Below are 26,678 nucleotides of genomic sequence, written 5' to 3'. Positions count from 1 at the left end.
CTGGAGGCACTCCCATGTCCAATCAACAAGCTCGTCCACCACTTCCTCCTTTCACTCGTGAATCCGCGATTGAGAAGGTCCGCCTTGCCGAAGATGGCTGGAATACCCGCGAGCCCGCAAAAATTGCGCTCGCCTATACGCTGAACACCCAATGGCGTAACCGCGCCGAGTTTGCAAGCAATCGCGAAGAAGCCCAGGGCTTCCTCACTCGCAAGTGGAAGAAAGAGCTGGATTACCGCCTGATCAAAGAGCTCTGGGCCTTCACCGACAACCGCATCGCCGTCCGCTACGCCTACGAGTGGCACGACGACTCGGGCAACTGGTTCCGCTCCTACGGTAATGAAAACTGGGAGTTTGAAGCCGATGGCTTGATGCACCGCCGCTTCGCCTGCATCAACGACATGCCTATCAAGGAAAGCGAGCGCAAGTTCCACTGGCCACTGGGGCGCCGCCCGGATGACCACCCAGGCCTGACTGAACTGGGCCTGTAAGCCGTGGCAAACCTGGTCCTTCACAGCTGAAGGATCAGGTTTTTTGCTTTACCCACGGTGTTGGCATGGCAATCACGCCGAAACCAACCGCAAGTGTCGTCTTCCTTCCCCAGGCGCCAAGCAGCGCCGTCAACCCTCGTGGCTACTTCACTCATCAAGCCCGCTGGACACTTCTTTGGCCAGCTCGATGAAAACCCCCACCGCCGCACTCAGATAAGCTTCTTTTCGCCGTAAAAGAACGGCCGTTCGCTGCAAGCGTTCTGGCTCCAGGGTGATGGCCACCAGGTCGTCATGGGCCAATGCAATTCTGGCAGGCAGCAAGGTCGAGAGATTTGTCCGGCGAACTATTTCAATCACCGCGCCAAGTGCGTTGGCCTCCATCTGCACCTGAGGGCGGATCTCGTGTTTGCGGCAGTAGCGGTCGATTTGATCACGAGTGGCAAACTCTGTACTGAGCAGAACCAGAGACTCGGCACTCAGACCTTGCGATGTTATTGCCCGCTCCTCGGCCAAGCGGTGTCTGCGGTTTACCACTAGCGCGAGTGTTTCGTTCAGCAAGGGGACGGCTTCAATGTCCGGCGTATTTATTTCATCGAACGCGATCCCTAGGTCCAGTTCTCCTGCCAAAAGCAACTCCTCGATGCGCTCCTGGGAGATCTCTTTCAGGTTGACGGTGATCTTGGGGTGCCTGGAATGAAATGCCTCGATCAGCGGCCCCACCAGATAGGTTGTGAATGTCGGCGTTACCGCAACCCGCAATGAACCGCGGCTGAGGTCGCTCACGTCATGAATAGCGTTTTTAGCTTCGCGTAGTTCCTGATAGGCACGGCGCGCATAAAGCAAATAAACGTCGCCCGCGTCGGTCAATCGCGTTGCGCGTCCAGAGCGGTCGAACAACTGCGCTCCAAGACTTTCTTCCAACAACTTCACCTGCTGTGACAAGGCCGGTTGAGAGACATGCAACGCCGCTGCAGCCTTGGTGAAACTGAGATGTTCCGCAACCGCGAGGAAGTACTGGATGTGCCGAGCGAGCATGCCTTAACCCATAAGATTATCTGATCAACTGCATAATAAATGAGACTTTTACCTTATGTCATGCGTTGCTTAATCTCTGTTTCACACCCAGCGACATTGAGACAGCAACCATGAAAGCGATCATCGACGGTTTTCTGAAGTTCCAGCAAAACGCCTTCCCTGAGCGGGTCAAACTGTTCAAGGACCTGGCTAACCAGCAAAGTCCAAAGGCGCTGTTCATCTCGTGCTCCGACAGCCGGCTGGTGCCTGAACTGGTTACCCAGCGCGAGCCAGGCGACCTGTTCGTCATCCGCAACGCCGGCAACATCGTGCCGTCGTATGGCCCGGAGCCGGGGGGTGTTTCGGCCTCGGTCGAGTACGCGGTGGCCGGGCTCAACGTTGCCGACATCGTGATCTGCGGCCACTCCGACTGCGGCGCGATGACCGCCATTGCAACCTGCAAATGCCTGGATCACATGCCTGCCGTAGCCGGCTGGTTGCGCTACGCCGACTCGGCCAAGGTGGTTAACGAAGCCCGTCAGCACCCCGATAAACCCAGCAAAGTCGCTTCCATGGTGCGCGAAAACGTCATCGCGCAACTGGCCAACATCCAGACCCACCCATCCGTTCGCCTGGCGCTCGAAGAGGGCCGCGTCACCCTGCATGGCTGGATCTATGACATCGAAACCGGGCGCATCGACGCCTTTGATGGCAGCACCGGGGCCTTCGTGTCGCTTGCAGAAAACCCTGAAGTCCACGCCGTTTCCCAACAAGCCAGGCACGTTGCCTGAAACCTGTACCTACGCCTTTACCTACCCAGGAGACTTACCATGATCCAGACTCAAGCTACCCGCACCGCTCGCCAGGAACTGACCGAAATCATCATTCTGGCCAAGGCCCGCAAGGACCTGTCCTTCGCGCAGATCGTTGACGGTACCGGCCTGTCCGAGGCCTTTGTCACCGCTGCCTTGCTGGGCCAACATCCGCTGCCTGAAAGCGCCGCGAAGGTCGTAGGCGACAAGCTCGACCTCGATGCTGATCAAGTGGCACTGCTGCAATCGATGCCGATCCGCGGCAGCTTCTTTGACGGTGTGCCGAGCGACCCTACCATCTACCGTTTCTACGAAATGATGTCGGTGTATGGAACCACCCTCAAAGCGCTGGTTCACGAGAAGTTCGGCGACGGCATCATCAGTGCCATCAATTTCAAGCTGGACATCAAGAAGGTCGAAGATCCCGACGGTGGCCACCGTGCAGTGATCACCCTGGACGGCAAGTACCTGCCTACCAAGCCCTTCTGATGTAGCTCGGCCCGGCGCCTTGCTGCGCCGGGCCATCCCCAACATTCATGACGACTGAGCGCCAATTGGATGCTCAGGCCTCCTTGCGCCCTCAGTACAGGTAATTACCATGAAACTGTTACTCGTTTTGTTCCTGGGTTGACTCTCATAGAACTACCTATCACTTACTGATTTAGCAGGGACCCTGTGGGAGCGGGCGTGCCCGCGAACACCGGCGCAGCCGGTGCCATGCACCGCGGTGGATTCTTCGCGGGCACGCCCGCTCCCACAGGGTAGGCGGTGCGCCCGGCATCAGTTCTTGACGCGACAGCGCAGCCCAATGGGCTGGGCAATCTCCAACTGGAACAGTGCCATGGCTAGGGCCTGTGCACAGTGCTTGGCGCAGATAGCGCCAGCAACAGCATCTGCCACTGATCCACGTCATCGCACCTTCCCGATTCTTGACTAGTCTTATCTATTGGCAGCCATCAAAAAGCCGCCACCGTGACTACCAAGAGGCGCCGGCCATGTTCCGAGCGTCCACCACCTGATCAGGAGTGCACGATGGATCTCAACCGTCGGCAGTTCTTCAAGGTCGCCGCTGTCGGCCTTGGAGGCTCGAGCCTGGCGGCGTTGGGCATGGCCCCGACGCCGGCCTTTGCCGAGCAGGTGCGTCACTTCAAGCTGGCGCACACCAAAGAGACGCGTAACACCTGCCCCTACTGCTCGGTCGGCTGCGGCCTGATCCTGTACAGCCAGGGTGACGCGGGTAAAAACGTCAAACAGAACATCATCCATATCGAAGGTGACGCCGACCACCCGGTCAACCGCGGCACGCTGTGCCCGAAAGGCGCCGGCCTGCTGGACTTTATCCACAGCCCGAGCCGCCTGCAGTACCCCGAGGTACGCAAGCCGGGCAGCAAGGAGTGGGTGCGGGTCAGTTGGGATGAGGCGCTAGACCGCGTTGCCGGGCTGATGAAGCAGGACCGCGACGCCAACTTCATCGAGAAGAACGCCCAGGGGCAAACCGTCAACCGCTGGCTCACCACCGGTTTTCTCGCTGCATCCGCCGCCTCCAGCGAGGCCGGCTACCTGACCCACAAGGTCGTCCGCGCAACAGGCATGCTGGGGTTCGATAACCAGGCACGTGTCTGACATGGCCCGACGGTGGCAAGTCTTGCCCCGACGTATGGCCGTGGCGCCATGACCAACCACTGGTCCGATATCGCCAACGCGAATCTGGTCCTGGTGATGGGTGGCAACGCAGCAGAAGCGCACCCGTGCGGCTTCAAGTGGGTGACTGAGGCGAAAGCGCACAACAAAGCGCGGCTGATCGTGGTCGACCCGAGGTTTACCCGTACCGCCTCGGTGGCGGATTACTACGCGCCGATCCGTACCGGTACCGACATCGCCTTCATGGGCGGGCTGATCAACTACCTGCTGAGCACCGACAAGATCCAGCACGAATACGTGCGCAACTACACCGACGTGTCGTTCATCGTCAAAGAGAACTATGGCTTCGAGGACGGGCTGTTCAGCGGCTACGACGAGGCCAAGCGCGTGTATGCCGACAAGTCTGGCTGGGGTTACGAGCTGGGCGAGGACGGCTTTGCCAAGGTTGACCCGACCTTGCAGCACCCACGCTGTGTGTTCCAGCTGATGAAGCAGCACTACAGCCGCTATACCCCGGAAATCGCCAGCATGACCTGCGGCATGCCGCAGGACGCCATGATGAAGGTCTGGGAAGAGATCGCCACCTGCTCGGCACCGGGCAAGACCATGACGATCCTCTATGCGCTCGGCTGGACGCAGCATTCGATTGGCGCACAGATCATCCGCAGTGCGGCCATGGTCCAGCTCTTGCTGGGCAACGTCGGCATGCCGGGTGGCGGGGTCAACGCCCTGCGCGGGCACTCCAACATCCAGGGCCTGACCGACCTCGGCCTGCTGTCCAACTCGCTGCCGGGCTACCTGACCCTGGCGGGTGATGCCGAGCAGGACTACGCCACCTATATCGACAAGCGCGCATCCAAACCCTTGCGTCCGGGCCAGCTTTCTTACTGGCAGAACTACGGCAAGTTCCACGTCAGCCTGATGAAGGCCTGGTATGGCGCAAACGCCACCGCAGAAAACAACTGGGGCTATGACTGGCTGCCCAAGCTCGATGTGCCGGCCTACGACGTATTGCGCATGTTCGAAATGATGGGGCAGGGCAAGGTCAACGGGTACATGTGCCAAGGCTTCAACCCGATCGCCGCGCTGCCGGACAAGAACCGCGTTACGGCCGCGCTGGCCAAGCTCAAGTGGCTGGTGATCATGGACCCGCTGGCCACCGAAACCTCGGAGTTCTGGCGCAACGCCGGGCCGTTCAACGATGTCGATACGGCCAACATCCAGACCGAAGTCATACGCCTGCCCACAACCTGCTTTGCCGAGGAAGACGGTTCGCTGGTCAACAGCAGCCGCTGGTTGCAGTGGCACTGGAAGGGCGCCGATGGCCCGGGCGAGACCCGCACCGACGTGCAGATCATGAGCGAGCTGTTCCTGCGCTTGCGCCAACGCTACCAAGCCGAGGGCGGCGCCTACCCCGATGCGATGATGAACATCAGCTGGCCATACAAGATCCCTGAGGAGCCATCCCCGGAGGAGCTGGCCAAGGAAATGAACGGCTGGGCGGTCACCGACCTTACCGATGCCACCGGCGCCACGCTCAAGGCGGGCCAGCAACTGTCGGGCTTCGCCCAGATGAAGGACGACGGCAGTACTGCGTCCGGCTGCTGGATCTTCGCCGGCTGCTGGACCGAGCAGGGCAACCAGATGGCGCGCCGCGACAACAGCGACCCATTTGGCATGCACCAGGTGCAGAACTGGGCCTGGGCCTGGCCGGCCAACCGCCGCATCCTCTACAACCGTGCCTCAAGCGACCCGCAAGGCAAGCCGTGGGACCCGGAGAAAAAACGCCTGGTGTGGTGGAACGGCAAGGCCTGGGCCGGTACCGACGTGCCGGATTTCAAGGTCGACTCGCCACCTGAGGCGGGGATGAACCCGTTCATCATGAACCCTGAAGGTGTGGCGCGTTTCTTCGCCATCGACAAGATGGCCGAGGGCCCGTTCCCCGAGCACTACGAACCGTTCGAGACGCCGATCGGCATCAACCCGCTGCACCCGCAGAACAAGAAAGTGGTCAGCAACCCGGCCGGGCGCATCTTCGACTCGGTGTGGGACACCCTGGGCACACACGACGAGTTCCCCTATGCGGCGACCACGTACCGGCTGACCGAGCACTTCCACTTCTGGAGCAAGCACTGCCGCCTGAACGCCATCGCCCAGCCCGAGCAGTTCGTCGAGATCGGCGAGGTGCTGGCCAACGAAAAAGGCATCAAGGCTGGCGACCGGGTGCGGGTGTCGAGCAAGCGCGGGCATATTGATGCGGTGGCTGTGGTGACCAAGCGGATTCGCCCGCTGCAGGTCAACAACCAGACCGTGCACCAGATCGGCATCCCGTTGCACTGGGGCTTCACCGGCGCAACCCGGCATGGCTACCTGACCAACACGCTGGTGCCATTCCTCGGTGACGGCAACACCCAGACGCCAGAGTCCAAGTCGTTCCTCGTCAAAGTGGAGAAACTCTGATGGCCAGCCAAGACATCATCGCCCGCTCGGCCACCACCACCGTACCGCCTTCGGTACGCCAGCAGCAGGAAGTCGCCAAGCTGATCGACACCACCAAGTGCATCGGCTGCAAGGCCTGCCAGGTGGCGTGCTCGGAATGGAACGAACTGCGTGACGAGGTCGGCCACAACCACGGCACCTACGATAACCCCCAGGACCTCACGGCCGAAACCTGGACCTTGATGCGCTTCACCGAGCACGAGCGCGACGACGGCAACCTGGAGTGGCTGATCCGCAAGGATGGCTGCATGCACTGCGCCGACCCAGGGTGCCTGAAGGCGTGCCCAAGCCCAGGGGCGATCATCAAGCACGCCAACGGCATCGTCGACTTCAACCAGGACCACTGCATCGGCTGCGGTTACTGCATCACCGGCTGCCCGTTCAACATCCCGCGCATCTCGCAGAAGGACCACAAGGCGTACAAATGTACCCTGTGTTCCGACCGCGTGACCGTAGGGCTGGAGCCGGCCTGCGTGAAAACCTGCCCGACCGGTGCGATCGTGTTTGGCAGCAAGGACGAGATGAAAGTGCACGCCGCCGAGCGCATCGTCGACCTGAAGTCGCGGGGCTACGACAAGGCCGGCTTGTACGACCCGGATGGCGTCGGCGGCACCCACGTGATGTACGTGCTGCACCATGCCGACACGCCGAAGCTGTACGCCGGCTTGCCGGACCAGCCGGTGATCAGCCCGCTGGTGGGGCTGTGGAAAGGCTTCACCAAGCCGCTGGCGCTGCTGGCCATGGGCGCGGCGGTGTTGGCCGGGTTCTTCCATTACGTGCGGGTTGGGCCGCAGCGGGTCGAGGAGGACGAGCACCCCGCGCCGCCGCATGACAGCGTGCATCAGGTGGATCCTGCGGTCCATGTCTATGATCCGACCAAACCCGGTGGGCAAGGGGAGCAGCGGCCATGAACGACAACAAACCCATCCTGCGCTACAACGCCAACGAGCGGACCAACCACTGGGTCGTCGCCATCCTGTTCTTCATGGCCGGGCTTTCCGGGCTGGCGCTTTTTCACCCGGCGCTGTTCTGGCTCAGCCACTTGTTTGGTGGCGGGCCGTGGACACGCATATTGCACCCGTTCATGGGTGTGGCGATGTTCGTTTTTTTCCTCGGCCTGGTGATCCGCTTCTGGCGCGCCAACTTCATCACCGCGAACGACCGCCTGTGGTTGCGTCGCATTGATCGGGTGATGGTCAATCGTGAGGATGGCGTGCCACCCATTGGCAAGTACAACGCCGGGCAGAAGCTGCTGTTCTGGACGCTACTGCTGTGCATGCTGGTGTTGCTGCTCAGCGGCGTGGTGATCTGGCGTGCCTATTTCAGCCATTTCTTTGACATAGGGTCCATTCGCCTGGCATCGCTTGCTCACGCATTGGCCGGTTTCGTGCTCATCCTCAGCATCATCGTGCACATTTATGCCGGTATCTGGATCAAGGGCTCGATCGGCGCCATGCTGCATGGTTGGGTCAGTCGCGCCTGGGCACGCAAGCACCATGAGTTGTGGTACAGCGAAGTGACCGGCGACAAGACGCCGGGCAATCATGGAAGAAAAGAAGGATAAGCGCTTGAGCACGATACTCGAACCCGGGCAGATCGAAGCATCGGCGGTGATGCCGCCGTTTCTGCACCTGCCTCCCGCCAATCTGTTCGAGCTGCGCGCCGTGCGGTTGGAGCAGTTGGCCGAGGGCAACGTCCTTGGCGACTACCTGACACTGGTCGCACGGTTGTGCCGCATTCAGCAGCAGCTTGTGGATAACCCACCCGGCGGCATGCCGGTGGCCGAGGAGCGTCAGCGCCTGTGCATAAGCCATGGTTTGCCGCCGTTGGCGGCTGACAGCCTGGTGCGCGAAGGGCCTTGGCTGGTTTGGTTGCAGGCCCTCCTTGAGCACTTCAACGGTGAAACCAGTGGCCCGTTGGGTGAGGCCTTGCAGGTGCTGCGTGGCAGTGCTGACAACCTGCGCAAGGGATGGGGTATCGCTTTGCTGGCGGGCCAGTACGATGCGGTGCCGGCGGCACTGGTGCCGTTCCTCGGGGCTGCGTTGCAGGCGGCCTGGTCCAGCTGGCTGCTGGCGTTGCCGGCCCCCGAGCTCAAACCGGGAGGCAGCCTGGCCCAGTGCCCGGCCTGTGGTTCGCCAGCGATGGCCGGGGTGGTACGCAACCGTGGCAAGCACAACGGCCTGCGTTATCTGGTGTGTTCGTTGTGTGCCTGTGAATGGCATGTGGTGCGGGTCAAGTGCGTGTACTGCGAGTCGAGCAAGGACCTGCGATATACCAGCCTTGAGGATGACCGCCATGCACCGGGCAAGGCGCCGCTGCGGGCCGAGTGCTGCCCCGGGTGCAATACCTACCTGAAGCAGAATTATCTGGAGAACGACGCAGCCGCCGAGGCGCTGGCCGACGACCTGGCCAGCCTGGCGCTGGATATACGCCTGGACGAGGAGGGCTTTCATCGGTTGGCGCCCAACCTGATGCTCGCGCCCGGTTAGTGGGTGAGTGTCTACACTGAAAGACCGAGTCGCCTTCTTCGCGGGCACGCCCGCTCCCACAGGTACAGCACCCACTTGAAAGCCGGTGCAGTACCTGTGGGAGCGGGCATGCCCGCGAAGAGGCCAGTACAGACAACGGACCAGTCCAAGGTAGTACCGCATGTCCAACAGCCTCGCCAGCGACACCCCACGCCTGCCCTCCATCGATACCCTCCTGCGCCACCCGGCCTGCCTCCCGCTGATCGACCGCCACGGCCGCGACGCGGTCCTGGCCACCCTGCGCCAACTGCTGGACGACCTGCGCGATCCTGCGCGCAACGGCCAGCTCAGTGCCGCCGAACTGTCCCCTGAAATCCTCCTGGGCCGCGCCGGCGAACGCCTGGCCGCGCAACAACGCAGCCAGGTCCGCCGCGTCTTCAACCTCACCGGCACCGTACTGCATACCAACCTCGGCCGCGCCCTGCTGCCCGAAGAAGCCATCGAGGCCATGCAAACCGCTGCCCGCTACCCGCTCAACCTCGAATTCGACCTGGCCACCGGCAAGCGCGGTGATCGCGACGACCTGATCGAAGGCCTGATCCGCGAGCTGACCGGCGCCGAGGCCGTCACCGTGGTCAATAACAATGCGGCCGCTGTATTGCTGGCGCTCAACAGCCTTGGCGCGCGCAAGGAGGGCATCATCTCCCGTGGTGAGCTGATCGAGATTGGCGGTGCATTCCGTATCCCCGACATCATGGCCCGGGCGGGCGTGAAGCTGCACGAAATTGGCACCACAAACCGCACCCACGCCCGTGACTACGAAGCCGCCATCGGCCCGCGTACCGGCTTGCTGATGCGCGTGCATTGCAGCAACTACAGCATTCAAGGCTTCACTACCCAGGTGCCCACTGCCGAGCTGGCGCGGATCGCCCGTCAACATGAACTGCCGCTACTCGAAGACCTCGGCAGCGGCAGCCTGCTCGACCTTACCCGCTGGGGCCTGCCCGCCGAACCGACTGTGCGCCAGGCCCTGGCTGATGGCGCTGATATCGTCACTTTCAGCGGCGACAAACTGCTGGGCGGGCCGCAAGCGGGGATCATCGTTGGCCGCAAGGACTTGATCGGCAAAATCAAGAAAAACCCGCTCAAGCGCGCCCTGCGTGTCGACAAGATCACGCTTGCAGCACTTGAAGCAGTGCTGGCGCTGTACCGCAACCCTGACCGCCTGGCCGAGCGCCTGCCCAGTTTGCGTTTGCTGACTCGCCGCGGGGAGGAAATCCAGGCGCAGGCCGAGCGCCTGGCACCTGAACTCAAAGCCTGTCTCGGCGAGCAATGGGCCGTCAGCGTAGAGCCTGCATTGGGCATGATCGGCAGTGGCAGCCAGCCCGTGGCGCGCCTGCCCAGCGCGGCGCTGTGCCTGCGCCCGCAGGTCTCCAAAAAGTTGCGCGGGCGCAGCTTGCATGTGCTGGAGCGGGCGCTGCGCGGCCTGCCGGTGCCGGTGCTCGGCCGCATCGATGACGACGCCCTGTGGCTGGACCTGCGCCAGCTCGACGATGAGGCCCAGTGGCTGGCGCAGCTACCGGCCTTGCAACTGGGGCCAGTGCAGTGATCGTCGGCACCGCCGGCCACATCGACCACGGCAAGACTGCGTTGCTCCATGCCCTTACTGGTCAGGCCGGCGACCAGCGCCAGGAAGAACGCGCCCGCGGCATGACCATCGACCTTGGCTACCGCTATGCGGCGCTGGCCGAAGGCGCGCCGCTGACCGGTTTCATCGACGTGCCGGGCCACGAGCGCTTTATCCACAACATGTTGGCCGGTGCCCACGGCATCGACGTGGTGCTGCTGGTGGTGGCTGCCGACGACGGGGTCATGCCCCAGACCCGCGAGCACCTGGCGATTGTCGAGTTGCTTGGCATTCCCCAGGCGCTGGTTGCAATCAGCAAGGCCGACCGGGTCGAGGCGGCGCGCCTGGCCGAGGTACAGGCACAGGTCAGTGCCTTGCTGGCGCCGGGGCCCTATGCCCGGGCGCCGCAGTTCCCGTTGTCGAGTATCACCGGTGAAGGTGTCGACGCGTTGCGCCAAGCCTTGCTGAAGGCCGAAGCACAGGTGCGACAGCGTACTGCGCGTGGCGGCTTTCGCCTGGCGGTTGACCGTGCTTTTGCCGTGACCGGTGCGGGCGTGGTGGTCACAGGCACGGCGCTGGCCGGGCGGGTGAGTACTGGCGACACCTTGTTGCTGGGCAAGGCCGGTAAACCGGTGCGGGTGCGCGGCCTGCATGCGCAGAACCAGGCCGCGCTGATGGCTGAGGCGGGCCAGCGGGTGGCGCTGAATATTGCTGCCGAACGCCTGGCGATGGAGCAGGTACATCGGGGTGACTGGCTGGTGCCCGACTGGCTGCATGCGCCCAGCGTGCGGGTGGATATCGACCTGAGCCTGCTGCCGGGTGAGACCCGCACGTTTGAACATTTCAGCGCTGTGCATGTGCACCTTGGCACTCAGGATGTAACGGCCCGGGTTGCCTTGCTGGAAGGTGAAACCTTGGCGGCAGGCCAGCGCATGTTCGCTCAGTTGCTGCTCAATGCGCCGTTGCAGGCGGTGCACGGTGATCGCCTGGTGCTGCGCGACCAGCGTGCCCAGCGCACTTTGGGCGGCGGCAAGGTACTCGACCCGTTCGCGCCTACCCGGCAGCGCCGCAGCGATGAGCGGCTGCGTCAGTTGCAGGTGCTGCGAGATGCCGAGGACCTGGAGCAGGCGTTGCCGGCACTGCTCGCCAGCGCTCCCGGCGGCCTCGACCCGCAGCGCCTTGAGCGCCAGTTCAATCGCCTGCGCGCAACCTGGCATTTGCCAAAGGATGTGTTGGTAGTGGCAACGCGACAGGGCCAACTGCTGTTTGCCAGCGGCCAGTGGCTGGCGCTGAAGCAACAAGTGCTGGGGCACTTGGCGCGGTTTCACGAGCAGGAGCCCGACCAACTCGGCCCGGATCGTGACCGCTTGCGCCGCTTTGCGGCCTTGCCCCTGGAGCGACCGGCATTCGTCAGCTTGCTGGATGAACTGCTCGATGAACGCGCCATCAGCAGCAGCGGGCCCTGGCTGCACCTACCCGATCACAAGGTGCAATTGAGCGAAGCCGATAGTGCGTTGTGGGCGCGCTTGCAGCCGAAATTGCTGGCGGGGCTATATGATCCGCCTTGGGTCAGGACCTTGGCGAGTGAAGAGAATTGCGCCGAAGCCGATGTGCGCTTGTTGTTGCGCAAGCTGGCCCGGCTGGGCCTGGTGCACCAGGTGGTACGTGACTTGTTCTACCCTGAGGCGACGCTACAGCGCATGGCAGAGCTGTTGCTGGGGCAGGCCAGCGAAACGCCGATAGTGCAGGTCGCCGCGTTTCGCGATATGTTGGGTATTGGTCGCAAGCGCAGTGTGCAGATTCTGGAATACTTCGACCGCATCGGCCTGACCCGGAGGGTGGCCGACCAGCGTCACATCCGTGCCGACAGCGCCCTGGCCCAGCAACAGGCCAGGCACTGAGTTCAAGGAAGGCAATCGCGCCCGGTGGCGCGGCCGGGCTTCAAACCCGGTTGGGGACGGCAGCCGTTCCCGGGCAGGTTCGACTCCCGCTGCCTTCCGCCATTATCTTTTGCCTGTCAGGGCCTCTTCGCGGGCGTGCCCGCGAAGAGGCCGTAAAGGCTAAAAGCTAAGCCCGCTCCCCGCACAGATCCAGGGCAAACCACTGTTCTGCTGCATCTATATCCAACCCAGCCCCCAGCAGTGCAACCATCTTGCCCAGCGCCGCCTCACGGGTCATGCCACCACCACTGACCAGCCCGGCCCCGCGCAAGCGATTACCCGCCGCATAGGTATCGAATACCACCGAACCCTCAGGGCACTGGCTGATAGCGGTCAGCATTACGCCGCGCTGGCGCGCCGTGCTCAGCACCTCCAGCAACGCCTGGTCATCCGATGGCCCGGTACCGCTGCCGTAACATTCCAGCAGCAACCCTTGCACACCGCTGTCGATCAGCGCCTGCAAGTGCCCGGCCTGCAACCCCGGGAACACCGGCACTATGGCCAGGTTGACCGGTTGGCGCGGGTGTTTGTAGCCAAGTTCGGCAGGTACCGTAGCAGCATGCTCACCGTCACGATGGCGCGGCAGCGCAGCAAAGGCATCAAACGCCTCGCTGCGCAGCTTCGACGCCCGGCAGCCATGCAGCAGCTGGCCGTGGAAGTACAGCTGCACGCCATTCTCCAGGCCGTGTTCGAACTGGCGCAACGCGCCGCACAGGTTTGCCCAGGCGTCGCTGTCCGGCGCGCCGGCAGGCAGCATCGAACCCGTCAGCAGTACCGGTACCGGCAGGCCCAGCAGCAGGAAGGACAGCGCCGCAGCGCTGTACGCCAGGCTGTCGGTGCCGTGCAGCACCAGCACGCCGTCATGGCCCGCCACGTCCACTGCCTCGACGATGGCATCACGCATCGCCAGCCAGTTGTGCTGCTGCATGTTGGCGCTGTCGAGCAGCGGGTTCAGTTCCTGCAGGGTCCATTGCAGCTGGGGCGCATCGGCCATGTGGGCGAAATGTTCGCGCATCCGTGCATCAAAACCACCCGCCGGCGCCAGGCCTTCCGGGGTTTCGAGCATGCCGATGGTGCCACCGGTATAGAGAACGAGAAGATTCTTTACTGCGCGCATGGAAAACATCCGTAGCGGTGAGCGGAGAAAGAAAAGCCGCCCGCAGAAGGGGCGGCTGGGCAGGGCAGCGTATCAGCGCTGAGGCTGAGCCTGGCCGACTGTTTTGTCAGTGGCTGTTTCCGCCTGCGGATTGGCAGGCCAGGCGTTGCGGTCCAGGTCCAGGTCGGCGAACTTGGTCGAATCGAACACTGGCTGCTGGATACCCGCCTTGCGCTGCTCGTCGTAGTCACGCATCACACGCAGGCCGACCTTGAACAGCAGGGCCAGGGCCACCAGGTTGACGAAGGCCAGGCAGGTCATGGTGATGTCGGCGAAGGCGAACACGGTCGACAGGTCTTGCATCGAGCCCCATACCACCAGTGCCAGCACCAGGCCACGGAACCCCATCAGGACCACGCGGTTACGGGTGAGGAACTGCAGGCTGTTCTCGCCCAGGTAGTAGTTGTAGAGGATGCAGGTAAACACGAACAGCGACAGTGCCACGCTGACGAACACACGGCCCCAGTCACCGACCACGGCGGCCAGCGAGTTCTGGGTCAGGACAATGCCGTCACCCTCGAAGCCTGGGGTGTAGAAGCCCGACAGCAGGATCAGCAGCGCGGTGCAGGTGCAGATCACGAAGGTGTCGAGGAACACGCTGAAGGCCTGGACCACGCCCTGGGCACCCGGGTGTTTCACGGCCGCCACGGCGGCGACGTTCGGCGCGCTACCCAGGCCCGCTTCGTTGGCGAACACGCCACGCTTCACGCCCATGACAATGGCGCTGCCGAGCAGGCCACCAAAGGCCGGGTCGAGGCCGAAGGCGCTCTTGAAGATGGTTTCCAGCATGGCCGGCACGTGTTCGATCTGGGTGCCGATCACATACAGGGTCACGCCGATGTAGGCCAGGGTCTTGATCGGTACCAGAAGGTCCGACACCGCAGCGATACGCTTGATGCCGCCGATGAAGGTGATGGCCAGCAACACGGCCAGGACGATACCGGTCTGGCTTGGGGCAAAGTCAAAGGCGTTCTGCAGCGAGTGGGTCACGGTGTACGACTGCAGGCCGATGAAGGCGAAGCCGTAGGTGACCAACAGCAGGAGCGAGAACACGATGGCCATGCCTTTGCGCTTCAGGCCATGCTGGATGTAGTAGGCAGGGCCGCCACGGTACAGGCCGTCGCCATCGGCGCGCTTGTACACCTGGGCCAGGGTGCATTCGAAGAAGCTGCTGGACATGCCTACCAGGGCAGTGACCCACATCCAGAACACGGCACCCGGGCCACCCAGGGTCACGGCAATACCGACACCCGCGATGTTACCGGCGCCCACGCGGCCGGCAAGGCTCAGCATCAGGGCCTGGAAGGAGCTCAGCTGGCCTGCCTGGCCACGCAGCGATTCCTTGAACACGGCAAACATGTGGGCGAAGTGGCGGAACTGGACGAACCGGGAGCGGATGGTGAAATAGCTACCCAGCCCTACGATCAGCACGATGAGGAGTTTCCCCGAAAGGAAATCGTTGATTACTTCGAGCATTGGAGAATGACCTCGATTCTTATTCTTCGTGTGGAAAGACCAGCGGACGGCAGGCGCACCGCTATTCGTTGGGGCGCATGGTTGGCCATGACAAGAGTGGTTACAATTTCGCGGGTTGCTCTTAGTTGACGCGACTTGATGCTACAATGGCGTCATTCGCGTCACCTGGGTCCCGCACATGAGCGATCATTTCGCTACCAACCTCAAGCTGGCTTGCAGCCACTACCGCTCTATCTCCGAAGTTTGCCGCCAGCTTTCGATCAACCGCGCGCAGTTCAACAAGTACCTGAGCGGGCAAAGCCGTCCGACGGCGTTCAACCTCAAACGCATCGGCGATTTCTTCGGGGTCGAGGATTACGAGCTGAACTTGCCCGCCGAGCAGTTCGCCCGGCTGATTGGCGCACGCGTGTCGACGCTGGCCGAGCAGCCCAGCGATCCGATCAGCGAACTTTTCCGCCCACTGCACGAGCACGCCGGCAACCTGTCGCGCTATTGCGGTTACTACTTCGAGTATTCCAACTGCATGTCGGTACCGGGCACCATCCTGGTGTCGCTGGTGCACCTGTGGGAAGAGCGCGGCCGCTTCCTGTTCGAGCGCCAGGAGCGACAGGAGCGCTCCAGCGCCAATGACCAGCATGCCGAGGTACGCTGCCGTTACCTGGGCGCGGCGTTCCAGCTTCAGGACCGGGTGTTCCTGATCGACTACGAGTCGCTCACGTACAACGAAATGAGCCAGACCATCCTCATCCCCAGCTTCAAAAGCCGTATTACCCGCCTCAATGGCCTGAAGGCCGGTGTTTCAAGCGGCGACCGGCGTAACCCGGCTTGTACCCGTGTGGTGTGGGAATACCTGGGAGAGGAGATCAATCGGATCAATGCCTTCAGGCAAGTGAAACTGTACCGGCCGGATGATCCGCGTATAGATGATGATGTACGTGATAGGTTGAGTGTGGGGCCGTTGCGCAACAGCTTGTTTGAGGTTGAATAGCTGTAGCGACTGTACTGGCCTCTTCGCGGGTAAACCCGCTCCCACACGTGCTGTATGGATCCTGAACACTTCACCAAACCTGAAGGTGGCATCCTACCTGTGGGAGCGGGTTCACCCGCGAAGGGGCCGGGACAGGCAACTCAATAAGGCCTGTGGTTGGACTTCCCGCAGCGGAAACCGCAAAATGACCCCTTTCCCTCATCAACCTCTCCGGATCTGCTGACTCTATGCGTATGCGCCTAATGCTGTTGGGTGGTGGCAATGCCCTCGGGCAAGCGCTGATTCGTCTTGGGGCCGAGGAGGACATCGCATTCCTGGCGCCGCGCCCGCCCGAGAACGGCTGGACGCCGGCCAACCTCACCCAGCTGCTTGACGATCACCGCCCCGACGCCCTGGTCAACCTGGCCTATTACTTCGACTGGTTCCAGGCCGAGTCGGTCAGCGAGCAACGCCTGGCTCAACAGGAGCGGGCGGTGGAGCGGCTGGCTGAACTGTGCCAGCACCACCAGATCACCCTGGTACAGCCTTCCAGCTACCGCGTGTTCGATGGTTCGCGGGCCACGGCCTACAGCGAAAAAGACGAACCGGTGCCGTTGGGCCTGCGTGGCCAGGCGCTGTGGCGCATCGAGCAGAGTGTGCGCGCGGCTTGCCCGCAGCATGTGCTGCTGCGCTTTGGCTGGTTGCTGGATGAAAGCATCGACGGGTCGCTGGGCCGCTTCCTGACCTGTGCCGAGCAGCCACAAGAGCTGCTGCTGGCGGATGACCGGCGTGGCAACCCGACACCGGTCGACGATGCCGCGCGGGTGATCCTGTCGGTGCTCAAGCAGCTCGACTGCAGTGCGCCGCTGTGGGGCACCTACCATTACGCCGGCAACGAGGCGACCACGCCGCTGGCGCTGGGCCAGGCGATCCTGACCGAAGCCGGTCAATACCGTCAGCTGGCCGTGCAGGCACCGACGCCGCAGGCCCATGCCGCCCGCCCGGACGCAAGCGAAGAGCCACAGCACGCGGTGTTGGCCTGCAAGAAAATCCTTCATACCTTCGGCATCAAGCCGCGTGCCTGGCGCGCGGGCTTGCCGCCTCTACTGGACCGGTTCTACCGCCATGGCTGACGCCCTCATCCTGATCACCGGCGGTGCCGGCTTCATTGGCTCCCACCTGTGCGATGCGTTGTTGGACAAAGGCTACGCCGTACGCATTCTCGACGACTTCTCCACAGGTCGGCGCAGCAACTTGCAGGTCACCCACCCACGGTTGCAGCTGATCGAAGGCGATGTAGCCGATGCTGCGCTGGTCACCCAGGCTGCGGCGGGGTGCAGTGCCGTGGTGCACCTGGCGGCCGTAGCTTCTGTACAGGCCTCGGTCGAAGACCCGGTGCGCACCCACCAGAGCAACTTCATCGGCACCCTGAACGTATGTGAAGCCATGCGTGTGCAGGGTGTGCGGCGGGTGTTGTTCGCCTCCAGTGCAGCGGTGTACGGCAACAATGGCGAGGGTGAGTCGATTGCCGAAGACACGCCCAAGGCGCCCTTGACCCCGTACGCGGTGGACAAGCTGGCCAGTGAGCAGTACCTGGACTTTTACCGACGCCAGCATGGGCTGGAACCGGTGGTGTTCCGCTTCTTCAATATCTTCGGGCCGCGCCAGGACCCGTCATCGCCGTATTCCGGGGTGATCAGCATCTTCTGCGAGCGTGCTGTGCAGGGTTTGCCGATTACCATCTTTGGTGATGGCGAACAGACCCGCGACTTCCTTTACGTAGGCGACCTGGTGCAGGTGATGGTGCAGGCGCTGGAGCAGCAGCAGGTCGAGGAGGGCGCGGTAAACATCGGCCTCAACCAGGCCACTTCACTGAACCAGTTGCTGGTGGCGCTGGAGAAAGTGGTGGGCAAATTGCCGGCGATCAGCCATGTGGCGGCGCGTTCGGGTGATATTCGCCATTCGCGGGCGGACAACCAGCGTTTGCTGGCGCGGTTCGAGTTTCCGGAGGCGACACCGATGGTCGAGGGTCTTGCCAAGCTTCTCGGTAAAGGCTGAACCCTTGGGGGGCGCTTTGCGCCCCTTTCGCGACGCAAGGCCGCTCCCACAGCGATAGCGTAAAGCCGATGGACATGCGCACCCTGTGGGAGCGGCCTTGTGTCGCGAAAGGGCTGCACAGCAGCCCCAGCATTCACCCATGCCGCACCACTCTGCGCAGGCAATCTTCGGCTTTCATTACTCGCCCATCCAAAGCCCGTACCTGCAAAGTCTCGATAGCTTGCCCTTTGACAGCATCGAACAGTTCCGAACGTACCTCGCCTGCTTCAAACAGAAAGCGCTCCCCCCACTGCCTCAAGCCAACCACCACCGGAAACACCGATCGCCCTTTCTCGGTCAGCACATATTCCTTGTAGGCACTCCCATCCGAGGCCGGCTGCATCTCCAGCAAGCCACTCTCCACCAGCAACTTCAGCCGTGAGGCGAGAATGTTCTTCGCCAGCCCCAGGTTCTTCTGAAACTCACTGAAGCGCCGCAGGCCATCGAAGGCATCGCGCAGGATCATCAGCGCCCAACGGTCCCCCAATACCTCCAGGGCTCGGGCCACGGGGCATTGCGCATTGTTTTCGTCGAGCATGAGGTGAGCCTGTTCTGATTGACTGGTTGCAGATTAAAACCACATTTGCTAAATAGCCATAAGTGGTTTCAATTCGAAACCACATTGGCGAGGCCGACCCGATGACACGCTGGATAACCCTGCTGCTTGCCGTCACCAGTGCCATGGCAGTTGCGACCGTGTACTTCGCCCAGCCTTTGCTCGAGTCGATTGCCTACGAGCTGGGAGTGGCACGGCAGCAGATTGGCTGGGTAGTCGGCGCGACCCAGGCGGGCTATGCCCTGGGGCTGCTGCTGATTGTGCCGCTGGGAGACCTGATCGACCGAAAGCGCTTGCTGCTGGGCCAGTTGCTGTTCTCCACGCTGGCACTGGTCGGCGTGGGCATGGCGCCGAGTTGGGGGCTGTTGCTGCTGGCATTGGCCATTACCGGGTTGATGGCCGTCATGGTGCAGGTGATGGTGGCGCATGCTGCCAGCCTGGCCTCACCCGGTGAGCAAGGGCAAGCCGTAGGCACCGTTACCAGCGGCATTGTACTGGGCATTCTGTTGGCGCGCCTGGTGGCGGGTGGGCTGGCTGACCTGGCCGGCTGGCGCAGTGTCTACCTGATTGCCGCCGGGCTGTTGCTGGCGCTGGCCCTGGTGCTGTGGCGCTGTTTGCCAAACGGGCAGCCGTTGGCGCAGCGGCCTGGTTATCGAGAGCTGATCGTGTCGCAGCTCCACTTGTACCGGCGCGACAGGCTGCTGCGCGAGCGTGGATTGTTCGGCGTATTGATCTTCGCCGCGTTCAGCGTGCTGTGGAGTGCCATGGTCATGCCGCTCAGCGCTGCGCCATTGGCCTTGAGCCATACCGAGATCGGCCTGTTCGGCCTGGCAGGGGTTGCAGGTACGTTGGCGGCTTCGCGTGCCGGGCGCTTGGCTGACATGGGGCGTGGTGAGCGCACAACCGGGTTGGCGCTGGCGCTGCTAACGCTGTCGTGGCTGCCCGCGGCGTTCGTCGAGCATTCGCTGCTGGCCTTCGTGATGGGTGTGTTGATGCTGGACTTTGCCGTGCAGGCGGTGCATGTCACCAACCAGAGCCTGTTGCTGGCCGGGCGTGGCGCGATGGCCAGCCGCTTGATAGGTGCCTACATGTGCTGCTACTCGGTTGGTAGCGGCGTGGGTGCAGTGCTGGCGAGTTGGGTATATGCCCGGTGGGGTTGGGCGGCTGTGTGCGGGCTTGGCATGGCCATCAGTGCGGTCGCGCTGGGCTATTGGCTGTGGCTGCGACGAGAAAGGGCGGCTGGAGCCGCCCTTCGGTGTTCCGGTCAGAACTTGTAGCCAAGGCCGACCATGTACACCCATGGGTCGACGTCGACGTCGACCTTGGTCTTGCTGTAGCCCAGCGCGGTCGGGCCATTGACGCTGGCCTTGGTGTCGATGTCGACATACCAGACCGAGGCGTTGACCAGCAGGTTTTCAGTCAGCATGTAGTCCATGCCCAACTGGCCGGCAATACCCACCGAATCTTGCAGCTTGAGGTTGCTGAAGCCTTGCTGCTTGCGCGCGCTGCTCAGGTCTTCGTCAAAGAACAGGGTGTAGTTGATACCCACGCCGGCGTACGGCTGGAAGCGCGAGTTCGGCTCCATCGGGTAGTACTGCAGCGACAGGGTCGGTGGCAGTTGCTTGATGTCTGCCAGCTTGCCGTCCAGCCCGCCGCCCAGGCCTTTTACGCCGACGGTATGCTTGAACGGGGTGGCTGCCAGCAGCTCCAGGCCGATGTGGTCGGTGAGCATGTAGGCAAAGGTCAGGCCCAGCTGGGTGTCGCTGTCCAGGGTCGCCTTGGTGCCCGACACCTTGTTGCCGTCGAACTTGAGGTCGCCGCTGCTCTCGTTCGGGGCGGTGGTGATGGCGCCTGCGCGCAAGATCATGTCCCCCGCCTGGTAGGCGTGGGCGGCAGGGGCGGCGAGGGCAAGGGCCACAAGCGAGGCGCCGAGCAAAGACTTGTTCATGGAAGCTCCCAAAGGACGTTATTAATCGAGTAGTCCAATGGTACGGAGCTGTCTAAACGGATTGTTTGACCCAGCTCAAGGAAGCGTCGTTACGAATTCGAAGCGGTTCTCATTTCAGCTCATAAGCGTATATTTTCTCGGCTTCCATCTGGTAGCCGGCGTCGGCCAGTTCGCTGCTGGAGGCTCTAACCTGCATCTTTCCCTCGATCCAGTAGGGCTGGTAGAGGTCTTCGACGCGCACGCCCATCTCGCTGAAGATATGCACGATCTGGTTGGACGGTGGAGGCGGCACGTGGATGCAAGCACCGTAGTAAGGGACCAGCAGGAATTCGGTGGTGCGGCCTTCTTCACTCACCTCCAGTGGCACGATGTAGCCGGGTAACTTGATTTGCTGGCCGTCGAGGCTTTTGACCACCGGCGCGTCGGGGGCTTGCTGGCGTGCGGGCGGGGCGGACTCGGCAGACAAGGCGTTGCTGAGTTGTGACATGTCGTGCAATGGCGCCAGTTGTGGCGGGATGACCGGGGCGCCTTCGGGGATCAGGGCGGGCCAGTCCAGCTCTTTGGGTTCGGCGGCCCACAGAGGCATTGCTATCAGCAACAGCAGGGTCAGTAGCATTGGCCTTGCTGGCCTCATCGCGGGCATGCCCGCTCCCACAGGTCCTGTGCAAGGTTCGAAGCCTGTGGGAGCGGGCGTGCCCGCGAAGAAGGCAGTGAGGTACTGGATCATCAGGGGCACTCAGAGATGTATGGACAGGCCATCGGCCAGCGACTGCCGGTAGGCCCGCCAAGCCGGCACGCTACCCATCAGCAACGCAGCCCCCAGGATGATAGCCAGCAATGTCCATTCATGAGCGCTCGGCAGAGCCAGTGGCAGGTACAAACCATAGTTGGCCTGCACATACCCCTGTGCCAGGGCGATACCGGCATACAGCAACCCCAGCCCGGCCACGATCCCCACCGCCGCCAGCGACAGCGCTTCCAGCACCAGTAGCCCCGCAATATGCCACGGCCTGGCGCCGACCGACCGCAAGATCGCCATCTCCCGCCGACGCTCGTTGAGGCTGGTGAGAATCGCCGTGAGCATGCCGATCAAGCCGGTCAGCACCACGAACAAGGACACCACGAACAACGCCTGTTCCGCAGTGCCCATCAGGCTCCACAGTTCTTGCAGTGCAACCCCAGGCAGGATCGCCAGTAACGGCTCGCTGCGGTACTCGTTGATCTCCCGCTGCAGGCTGAACGTCGCGATCTTGTTGTTCAGGCCCAGCATGAAGGCGGTGATGGCGGCAGGTTGCAGGTCCATCGTGCGGGCCTGCTCGGCACTGATGCGCCCGGCGCCACGGGCCGGCACACCGTTGTGCCAGTCGATATGGATGGCCTCCATGCCGCCCAGGCTGATATGCAGGGTGCGGTCGACCGGTGTGCCGGTGCGCCTGAGCACACCCACCACGGTGAACGGCTTGTCGTCATGCTTGACCAGGCTGATCGCCGCCACGCCATGGGCCAGCACCAGCTTGTCACCCAGCTTGTAGTGCAATGCCTCGGCCACTTCAGCGCCGAGCACCACCTCGAACGGGTCGCTGGCGAATTCACGGCCCTGGCTCAGTTGCAGATGTTGCTTGCGCCCGTACTGGTAATGACTGAAGTAATCGGCGGTAGTCCCCATCACCCGATAGCCACGGTGCGAGTCGCCCAGCGAAATGGGGATCGCCCATTTCACCCGTGGGTCCTGGGCATAGTGCTGGAAGCTGTCCCAGCGGATGTTGTTGGTCGCGTTGCCAATGCGAAACACCGAATACAGCAGCAGGTTCACCGAGCCGGAGCGGGCGCCGACGATCAGGTCGGTACCGCTGATGGTGCTGGCGAAGCTGGCGCGGGCTTCGGTGCGAACGCGCTCCACGGCCAGCAGCAGGCACACCGACAGGGCGATGGCAAACGCGGTGAGGAAAGCGGTGAAACGGCGGTTGGCCAGGCTGGCCAGGGCAAGGCGGAGCAGGTACATCAGGCCTCCCGGGGCTTGGCGGCGCGGTTGAGTTCGGCCAGGGAAAGGTGGCGGTCGAACAGTGGCGCCAGGCTCTGGTCATGGCTGACGAACAGCAGGCTGGCACCGGCGGCCTGGCATTCATCGAACAGCAGGCGGATGAACGCTTCACGGGTATCGGCGTCCAGGGCCGAGGTCGGTTCGTCGGCAATGACCAGCTCGGGCTGGCCGATCAGTGCGCGGGCGGCGGCCACCCGCTGCTGCTGGCCGATCGACAGGCTATCGGCGCGGCGGGCGAGCAGGGCGGGGTCGTCCAGGCCCAGGTGGGCCAGCAGCAGGCTGGCTGCCTGGTCGACGCTGCCATGACGCTGCTCGGCGCGAGCCTTGCGGCTGCGCGAGAAGCGACAGGGCAACTCGACGTTTTCACGTACCGACAGAAACGGCAGCAGGTTGAACTGCTGGAAGATGTAACCCGTGTGATCGACCCGGAAGCGGTCACGGGCACCCAGGCCCAGGCTGCCGAGGTTCTGGCCGAGCAACTGGATGCGACCCTGGGCCGGCACGTTCACGCCGCCCAGCAGGCCCAGCAAGGTGGTTTTGCCACTCCCGCTGGGGCCCTTGAGGAACAGGGCTTCACCCGCGTCCAGGTGGAAGGCCGGAATATCCAGCAGCGGCGGCTGGCCTGGCCAGGCGAACACCAGGTCATGCAGTTCGATCAACGGCTGGCTCATTCAGAACGCGACCGCGGCCTTGGCCGGCGTGGTTTCGACGCCTTTCTGGCCATTGGGGCCGATCAGCTGCACGTTGATCTTCTGGGTGGCCGGGAAGGCTTTGAACAGCGGTGCGAGGTCCACCTGCGCCAATTTGTCGGGGTTCGCGCAGGTCAGTTGGTAGTGGGCGCCGATGTCGCTGTGCTGGTGGCCATGCTCATGTTCGTCGCCATCATCGTCGGCTTTCGGGGCGTCACCGAACAGCGGGCTTTCCAGTTCCTGCTGGTCCTCTTTGCAGCCGGCGGCAGCAGAAAGGCCGAACAGCTTCAGCGGTTGTTCGAGCTGCTGGCGCACGGCGGCGACCTTGGCTTTGTCGGCATCGCTGCTGGCGGCGTGTTCAAAGCCGACCAGGTTCATTGCCGGGCTGTCCAGCTCCAGCTCCAGCGTGTTGCCATCGAGCACCACGTTGAGCTTGGCCACGCCATGCTCATGGGCGCCAAGGGTGCCATGGGCGTGGTCGTGATCATGGTCATCATGAGCATGGGCCATGGCCAGTGGCAGCAGGGCGAAGGGCAGGGCGAGCAGCAGACGACGCATGGACGACTCCGGTGACGGGCTGAAAGATGGGTTATGTTATAACAGCTTTTCTACATGCCGCCAGCCTGCGTGGCGAAGGTTTCATGTTGCGGTAGCATGGGTGCATTGACCTGGGTTCAAGGAATGCATCATGAGGATTCGTGGACAGATTGGTGAGTGGCCGGTCGACCTGACCATCGAGCTGGCGCCTGAAGAGTGGGCGCAGCTGGGGCGGCAGATTGACGTACCGGTGGTAGCGCAGGCCGCAGCAACGCAAACCGTGGCGGCACCGCGCCAGGATGACGGGCAATGGACCGCGGCGCGTGGTGTATTGCGCCTGGCGGGGCAGATGAGCGGGCCGGAGTTGCTGGACCGGCTGGAAGGGCTGGCCGGGAGCACGGCGGCGGGCAAGCGGCTGCTGGTGCGCTTGCGGCACAGCAGTGATGTGAAGGTGGAAAGTGGCGTGGATGCGCCGGTTTATCACTGGGTGGGATAAACCTGTATTGCCTGCTCTGGCCCCTTCGCGGGCGCGCCCGCTCCCACAGGTAATGCACCAGCCCCGAATTCGGTGGATATCCTGTGGGAGCGGGCGTGCCCGCGAACGAGGGCGAAGCCCTCGCAATGCCTCGGGCTAGAACAGCGCCGCCGACAGCTTGCGACGGTAAACCCCAACCAGCGGGTGATCACCGCCCAGCAACTCGAACACCTGCAGCAGCGCTTTCTGCGGCAGCCCGTTCTCATACCCACGGTTACGCTGGAACAGCTTCAACAACCCATCCAGCGCCGCTTCATACTGCTGGCGCGCCAGTTGCTGAATGCTCAGCTGGTAAGCCGCTTCATCATCTTGCGGGTTTTGCGCCAAGCGGCTTTTCAGGTCCGCCACTTCCGGCAGGCTGGCCGCCTGGCGCAGGAAAGTAAGCTGGGCCTTGGCACCGGCCAGCGCGGCCTTGTGCTCATCGGTCTTGACCGCATCCAGTACCACCTGGGCCTCGCCCAGTTCACCACGCTCGGCCAGGCAGCGGGCATACAGGATCAGCGCTTCGGCATTGCTGTTGTCTTCACCCAGCAGCGCCTGCAACAGCGCTTCGGCCTCGGCAAAGCGGCTTTCGGCAAACAGCGCCTTGGCCTGGTCCAGCGGCGATGCAGTGGGGGCGGCAGGCATCTGCACATGCGGCTCGAGCATGGCGCGGATCGCTGACTCCGGCTGGGCACCGGCAAAGCCGTCCACCGGCTGGCCGTCCTTGAACAGCACCACGGTCGGCAGGCTGCGGATGCCGAACTGGGCAACCACTTGCTGCTCCACGTCGCAGTTGATCTTGGCCAGCAACAGCTCGCCCTGGTAACCCTCGGCGATCTTCGCCAGCAGCGGCATCAGTGCCTTGCACGGCGCGCACCACTCGGCCCAGAAGTCCACCAGCACCGGCTTGTGGAAGGAGTTCTCGATCACCAGTTGCTGGAAGGTGGCGTCGGTAGCGTCGAAAATGTAAGGCGTGTCTTGGGTCATCGCGACTCTCGCAAACTCATGTATGGCACCACTATAAGGCGTCGCGGCTGGCGTGGTACAGGCTGACCCGGCGGAATTCGTGCGGCTCGGCCAAGTCTGGCAAAGTCAGCGCTTCGAGCACACCCAGTTGCCGGTACAGCGGGTGGCTGAAGTCGCGTACCCGCGAGTCGGCCACCAGTGCCTGGCGGCCACGGCCGAGGAAGGCATCCAGCAGCGGCAGGTTGGCGCGGTCGTACAGCACATCGGCTACCAGGATCAGGTCGAAGCGGTCGGCTTCGGCGAAGAAATCGCTGCTGCAGCCCAGCTCTACACCGTTGAGTGCCGCATTGGCACGGCAAGCATCAAGGGCCAGTGGGTCGAGGTCGCAAGCCACCACCTCCAATGCACCGGCGCGCGCGGCGGCAATGCCGGCGATACCGGAGCCGGCGCCAAAGTCCAGCACGCGCTTGCCAGCCACCCATTCCGGGCGCTCGGCCAGGTAGCGGGCCATGGCCAGGCCACTGGCCCAGCAAAAACTCCAGTACGGCGGTTCTTCAAGAATGCGCCGGGTCTCTTCGCTGCTGAAGGCGCGGTCCATGTTCTGGTCGTCGATCAGCCACAGTTTCAGGTTGCAGCCTGGAAGCTCGCTGACCACCAGCCGCGCTTCGCCGATCAGGCCGCTGAGGGCCTGTTGCAGGGCAAGCGGCGCCACTTAAGGCGCCTTCTCGAAACGCAGCGGGCCGGTGGCCTGGGTCTGGGCCTGGGTGATGCGCACCGGTGGCAGGTGCATGATCAGCTGGCCGGAGCTGCTGGCGCGGCCACGCAGCTCGACCCGCGCGCCGGCCGGGAAGGCTTCGGGGTTGAAGCGCAGGTGGTAGGGCAGGGCCTGGCCGGTGCCGGTCAGGTTGCTGCTGGCCAGCAGGCGTTGCGGGCGGTCGCGTTCGTCGATCACCAGCAAGGCCAGTTCCACGTCGGCCCCGGCCGGGATTTCCAGCAAGGTGCCGCTCAGTTCGCGCTGGTAGGCCGGCAGCGGGCCCAGGACTTCGGCCGGTTTGGCCGAGCGGGTTGGCGCGGGCGCCGCGGGAGTATCGGTTTTCGGCCTGTCGCTGCCGCAGGCGGTGAGCAGGGCGGCGCAGCACAGCACGACGAGCGCTCGGTAGTGCATGGGGTAGTCCTTCACGGGCAGATTTCCCATGGATGTTAACCCCTTTGGCTTGTCTTGCCAGTGCAATGCGC

General features: G+C 63.1%; 26 protein-coding genes and 1 tRNA gene. 15 read left to right on the top strand and 12 right to left on the bottom strand.

Going from position 1 to position 26,678, the window contains the following annotated elements; translation table 11 throughout:
- Positions 1–14: 14 nt before the first annotated feature.
- Positions 15–491: a DUF1348 family protein gene (locus ACIQUI_RS22375; RefSeq protein WP_403202791.1), complete on the top strand. Its 477-nt coding sequence runs from the start codon at positions 15–17 to the stop codon at positions 489–491.
- 147 nt (positions 492–638) lie between these two features.
- Here ACIQUI_RS22375 and cynR read toward each other — a convergent pair whose 3' ends face one another.
- On the bottom strand, positions 639–1,526 hold the full coding sequence (cynR, locus tag ACIQUI_RS22370) for a transcriptional regulator CynR (protein ID WP_403202789.1): 888 nt from the start codon (positions 1,524–1,526) through the stop codon (positions 639–641).
- 110 nt (positions 1,527–1,636) lie between these two features.
- Between cynR and ACIQUI_RS22365 the strand changes: the two genes are divergently transcribed.
- The 9 genes from ACIQUI_RS22365 to ACIQUI_RS22325 all read left to right on the top strand — a co-directional run bounded on the left by ACIQUI_RS22365 (position 1,637) and on the right by ACIQUI_RS22325 (position 12,555).
- Positions 1,637–2,296, top strand: a complete 660-nt coding sequence (locus ACIQUI_RS22365; RefSeq protein ID WP_167063166.1) for a carbonic anhydrase — start codon at positions 1,637–1,639, stop codon at positions 2,294–2,296.
- A gap of 39 nt (positions 2,297–2,335) precedes the next feature.
- Positions 2,336–2,806: a cyanase gene (gene cynS, locus ACIQUI_RS22360; RefSeq protein WP_403202787.1), complete on the top strand. Its 471-nt coding sequence runs from the start codon at positions 2,336–2,338 to the stop codon at positions 2,804–2,806.
- A 543-nt stretch (positions 2,807–3,349) separates the two neighbouring features.
- Positions 3,350–6,418 carry a formate dehydrogenase-N subunit alpha gene (fdnG, locus tag ACIQUI_RS22355; protein WP_403202785.1) on the top strand — a complete coding sequence of 1,023 codons (3,069 nt, stop codon included), beginning with the start codon at positions 3,350–3,352 and terminating at the stop codon, positions 6,416–6,418.
- Positions 6,418–7,368, top strand: coding sequence for a formate dehydrogenase subunit beta (fdxH, locus tag ACIQUI_RS22350; RefSeq protein ID WP_403202783.1), 951 nt, complete (start codon positions 6,418–6,420; stop codon positions 7,366–7,368). The genes fdnG and fdxH overlap by 1 nt, the downstream gene beginning before the upstream one ends.
- Positions 7,365–8,021 carry a formate dehydrogenase subunit gamma gene (locus tag ACIQUI_RS22345; RefSeq protein WP_403202782.1) on the top strand — a complete coding sequence of 219 codons (657 nt, stop codon included), beginning with the start codon at positions 7,365–7,367 and terminating at the stop codon, positions 8,019–8,021. Before fdxH ends, ACIQUI_RS22345 begins: the two co-directional genes overlap by 4 nt.
- Positions 8,022–8,025: 4 nt before the next feature.
- Positions 8,026–8,946 (top strand): formate dehydrogenase accessory protein FdhE, encoded by a 921-nt coding sequence (gene fdhE, locus ACIQUI_RS22340; RefSeq protein WP_403202781.1) that lies wholly within the window; start codon positions 8,026–8,028, stop codon positions 8,944–8,946.
- 160 nt (positions 8,947–9,106) lie between these two features.
- Positions 9,107–10,534: an L-seryl-tRNA(Sec) selenium transferase gene (gene selA / locus ACIQUI_RS22335; RefSeq protein ID WP_403202779.1), complete on the top strand. Its 1,428-nt coding sequence runs from the start codon at positions 9,107–9,109 to the stop codon at positions 10,532–10,534.
- On the top strand, positions 10,531–12,453 hold the full coding sequence (gene selB, locus ACIQUI_RS22330) for a selenocysteine-specific translation elongation factor (RefSeq protein WP_403202823.1): 1,923 nt from the start codon (positions 10,531–10,533) through the stop codon (positions 12,451–12,453). Before selA ends, selB begins: the two co-directional genes overlap by 4 nt.
- A gap of 6 nt (positions 12,454–12,459) precedes the next feature.
- Positions 12,460–12,555, top strand: a tRNA-Sec gene (locus ACIQUI_RS22325).
- A 64-nt stretch (positions 12,556–12,619) separates the two neighbouring features.
- On the opposite strand, the gene ACIQUI_RS22320 is transcribed toward ACIQUI_RS22325, so the two are convergent.
- Together ACIQUI_RS22320 and ACIQUI_RS22315 are read right to left on the bottom strand one after the other, a co-directional pair.
- Positions 12,620–13,609, bottom strand: a complete 990-nt coding sequence (locus ACIQUI_RS22320; RefSeq protein WP_403202778.1) for an asparaginase — start codon at positions 13,607–13,609, stop codon at positions 12,620–12,622.
- Positions 13,610–13,681: 72 nt separating this feature from the next.
- Positions 13,682–15,124 (bottom strand): alanine/glycine:cation symporter family protein, encoded by a 1,443-nt coding sequence (locus ACIQUI_RS22315; protein WP_403202777.1) that lies wholly within the window; start codon positions 15,122–15,124, stop codon positions 13,682–13,684.
- Positions 15,125–15,302: 178 nt separating this feature from the next.
- Here ACIQUI_RS22315 and ACIQUI_RS22310 point away from each other — a divergent pair, with 178 nt between their 5' ends.
- The 3 genes from ACIQUI_RS22310 to ACIQUI_RS22300 all read left to right on the top strand — a co-directional run bounded on the left by ACIQUI_RS22310 (position 15,303) and on the right by ACIQUI_RS22300 (position 18,149).
- Positions 15,303–16,112, top strand: coding sequence for a helix-turn-helix domain-containing protein (locus ACIQUI_RS22310; protein ID WP_403202775.1), 810 nt, complete (start codon positions 15,303–15,305; stop codon positions 16,110–16,112).
- Positions 16,113–16,339: 227 nt separating this feature from the next.
- On the top strand, positions 16,340–17,224 hold the full coding sequence (locus ACIQUI_RS22305) for a sugar nucleotide-binding protein (RefSeq protein WP_403202773.1): 885 nt from the start codon (positions 16,340–16,342) through the stop codon (positions 17,222–17,224).
- Complete coding sequence (locus ACIQUI_RS22300; protein WP_403202772.1) at positions 17,217–18,149, top strand: NAD-dependent epimerase/dehydratase family protein; 933 nt, start codon at positions 17,217–17,219, stop codon at positions 18,147–18,149. The genes ACIQUI_RS22305 and ACIQUI_RS22300 overlap by 8 nt, the downstream gene beginning before the upstream one ends.
- Positions 18,150–18,282: 133 nt before the next feature.
- Here the strand turns inward: ACIQUI_RS22300 and ACIQUI_RS22295 are convergent, their stop codons facing one another.
- On the bottom strand, positions 18,283–18,726 hold the full coding sequence (locus tag ACIQUI_RS22295; protein WP_403202770.1) for a winged helix-turn-helix transcriptional regulator: 444 nt from the start codon (positions 18,724–18,726) through the stop codon (positions 18,283–18,285).
- 101 nt (positions 18,727–18,827) lie between these two features.
- Here ACIQUI_RS22295 and ACIQUI_RS22290 point away from each other — a divergent pair, with 101 nt between their 5' ends.
- On the top strand, positions 18,828–20,021 hold the full coding sequence (locus ACIQUI_RS22290) for an MFS transporter (RefSeq protein WP_403202768.1): 1,194 nt from the start codon (positions 18,828–18,830) through the stop codon (positions 20,019–20,021).
- Here the strand turns inward: ACIQUI_RS22290 and ACIQUI_RS22285 are convergent.
- The 5 genes from ACIQUI_RS22285 to ACIQUI_RS22265 all read right to left on the bottom strand — a co-directional run bounded on the left by ACIQUI_RS22285 (position 20,009) and on the right by ACIQUI_RS22265 (position 23,980).
- Positions 20,009–20,692, bottom strand: coding sequence for an OmpW family protein (locus ACIQUI_RS22285; protein WP_016497769.1), 684 nt, complete (start codon positions 20,690–20,692; stop codon positions 20,009–20,011). The genes ACIQUI_RS22290 and ACIQUI_RS22285 overlap by 13 nt on opposite strands.
- 109 nt (positions 20,693–20,801) lie before the next feature.
- Positions 20,802–21,335 carry a DUF3299 domain-containing protein gene (locus tag ACIQUI_RS22280; protein ID WP_403202766.1) on the bottom strand — a complete coding sequence of 178 codons (534 nt, stop codon included), beginning with the start codon at positions 21,333–21,335 and terminating at the stop codon, positions 20,802–20,804.
- 93 nt (positions 21,336–21,428) lie between these two features.
- Positions 21,429–22,694 (bottom strand): ABC transporter permease, encoded by a 1,266-nt coding sequence (locus ACIQUI_RS22275; RefSeq protein ID WP_403202764.1) that lies wholly within the window; start codon positions 22,692–22,694, stop codon positions 21,429–21,431.
- On the bottom strand, positions 22,694–23,404 hold the full coding sequence (locus tag ACIQUI_RS22270; protein WP_403202762.1) for an ABC transporter ATP-binding protein: 711 nt from the start codon (positions 23,402–23,404) through the stop codon (positions 22,694–22,696). The genes ACIQUI_RS22275 and ACIQUI_RS22270 overlap by 1 nt, the downstream gene beginning before the upstream one ends.
- Entirely contained in the window at positions 23,405–23,980 is a 576-nt protein-coding gene (locus ACIQUI_RS22265) for a DUF2796 domain-containing protein (RefSeq protein WP_391131050.1), read from the bottom strand.
- A 130-nt stretch (positions 23,981–24,110) separates the two neighbouring features.
- Here ACIQUI_RS22265 and ACIQUI_RS22260 point away from each other — a divergent pair, with 130 nt between their 5' ends.
- Positions 24,111–24,455, top strand: coding sequence for a hypothetical protein (locus tag ACIQUI_RS22260; protein WP_403202760.1), 345 nt, complete (start codon positions 24,111–24,113; stop codon positions 24,453–24,455).
- A 135-nt stretch (positions 24,456–24,590) separates the two neighbouring features.
- Here ACIQUI_RS22260 and trxA read toward each other — a convergent pair whose 3' ends face one another.
- The 3 genes from trxA to ACIQUI_RS22245 are packed head-to-tail and all read right to left on the bottom strand — an operon-like array spanning position 24,591 to position 26,607.
- Positions 24,591–25,463, bottom strand: coding sequence for a thioredoxin (gene trxA, locus ACIQUI_RS22255; protein WP_403202758.1), 873 nt, complete (start codon positions 25,461–25,463; stop codon positions 24,591–24,593).
- 31 nt (positions 25,464–25,494) lie between these two features.
- On the bottom strand, positions 25,495–26,154 hold the full coding sequence (locus tag ACIQUI_RS22250) for a class I SAM-dependent methyltransferase (RefSeq protein WP_403202756.1): 660 nt from the start codon (positions 26,152–26,154) through the stop codon (positions 25,495–25,497).
- Entirely contained in the window at positions 26,155–26,607 is a 453-nt protein-coding gene (locus tag ACIQUI_RS22245; protein ID WP_403202754.1) for a YbaY family lipoprotein, read from the bottom strand. It abuts the gene before it with no gap.
- Positions 26,608–26,678 lie beyond the last annotated feature (71 nt).

Source organism: Pseudomonas sp. NPDC090592 (assembly GCF_044769185.1).
Classification (GTDB): domain Bacteria; phylum Pseudomonadota; class Gammaproteobacteria; order Pseudomonadales; family Pseudomonadaceae; genus Aquipseudomonas.
This window is presented reverse-complemented; position numbering and strand designations above follow the sequence as displayed.

Coding starts and splice junctions, on each gene's coding strand:
- ACIQUI_RS22375 (WP_403202791.1), top strand. CDS start 15: ATGTCCAATCAACAAGCTCGTCCACCACTTCCTCCTTTCACTCGTGAA.
- cynR (WP_403202789.1), bottom strand. CDS start 1,526: ATGCTCGCTCGGCACATCCAGTACTTCCTCGCGGTTGCGGAACATCTC.
- ACIQUI_RS22365 (WP_167063166.1), top strand. CDS start 1,637: ATGAAAGCGATCATCGACGGTTTTCTGAAGTTCCAGCAAAACGCCTTC.
- cynS (WP_403202787.1), top strand. CDS start 2,336: ATGATCCAGACTCAAGCTACCCGCACCGCTCGCCAGGAACTGACCGAA.
- fdxH (WP_403202783.1), top strand. CDS start 6,418: ATGGCCAGCCAAGACATCATCGCCCGCTCGGCCACCACCACCGTACCG.
- ACIQUI_RS22345 (WP_403202782.1), top strand. CDS start 7,365: ATGAACGACAACAAACCCATCCTGCGCTACAACGCCAACGAGCGGACC.
- selA (WP_403202779.1), top strand. CDS start 9,107: ATGTCCAACAGCCTCGCCAGCGACACCCCACGCCTGCCCTCCATCGAT.
- ACIQUI_RS22320 (WP_403202778.1), bottom strand. CDS start 13,609: ATGCGCGCAGTAAAGAATCTTCTCGTTCTCTATACCGGTGGCACCATC.
- ACIQUI_RS22315 (WP_403202777.1), bottom strand. CDS start 15,124: ATGCTCGAAGTAATCAACGATTTCCTTTCGGGGAAACTCCTCATCGTG.
- ACIQUI_RS22310 (WP_403202775.1), top strand. CDS start 15,303: ATGAGCGATCATTTCGCTACCAACCTCAAGCTGGCTTGCAGCCACTAC.
- ACIQUI_RS22305 (WP_403202773.1), top strand. CDS start 16,340: ATGCGTATGCGCCTAATGCTGTTGGGTGGTGGCAATGCCCTCGGGCAA.
- ACIQUI_RS22300 (WP_403202772.1), top strand. CDS start 17,217: ATGGCTGACGCCCTCATCCTGATCACCGGCGGTGCCGGCTTCATTGGC.
- ACIQUI_RS22295 (WP_403202770.1), bottom strand. CDS start 18,726: ATGCTCGACGAAAACAATGCGCAATGCCCCGTGGCCCGAGCCCTGGAG.
- ACIQUI_RS22290 (WP_403202768.1), top strand. CDS start 18,828: ATGACACGCTGGATAACCCTGCTGCTTGCCGTCACCAGTGCCATGGCA.
- ACIQUI_RS22285 (WP_016497769.1), bottom strand. CDS start 20,692: ATGAACAAGTCTTTGCTCGGCGCCTCGCTTGTGGCCCTTGCCCTCGCC.
- ACIQUI_RS22280 (WP_403202766.1), bottom strand. CDS start 21,335: ATGCCCGCGATGAGGCCAGCAAGGCCAATGCTACTGACCCTGCTGTTG.
- ACIQUI_RS22275 (WP_403202764.1), bottom strand. CDS start 22,694: ATGTACCTGCTCCGCCTTGCCCTGGCCAGCCTGGCCAACCGCCGTTTC.
- ACIQUI_RS22270 (WP_403202762.1), bottom strand. CDS start 23,404: ATGAGCCAGCCGTTGATCGAACTGCATGACCTGGTGTTCGCCTGGCCA.
- ACIQUI_RS22265 (WP_391131050.1), bottom strand. CDS start 23,980: ATGCGTCGTCTGCTGCTCGCCCTGCCCTTCGCCCTGCTGCCACTGGCC.
- ACIQUI_RS22260 (WP_403202760.1), top strand. CDS start 24,111: ATGAGGATTCGTGGACAGATTGGTGAGTGGCCGGTCGACCTGACCATC.
- trxA (WP_403202758.1), bottom strand. CDS start 25,463: ATGACCCAAGACACGCCTTACATTTTCGACGCTACCGACGCCACCTTC.
- ACIQUI_RS22245 (WP_403202754.1), bottom strand. CDS start 26,607: ATGCACTACCGAGCGCTCGTCGTGCTGTGCTGCGCCGCCCTGCTCACC.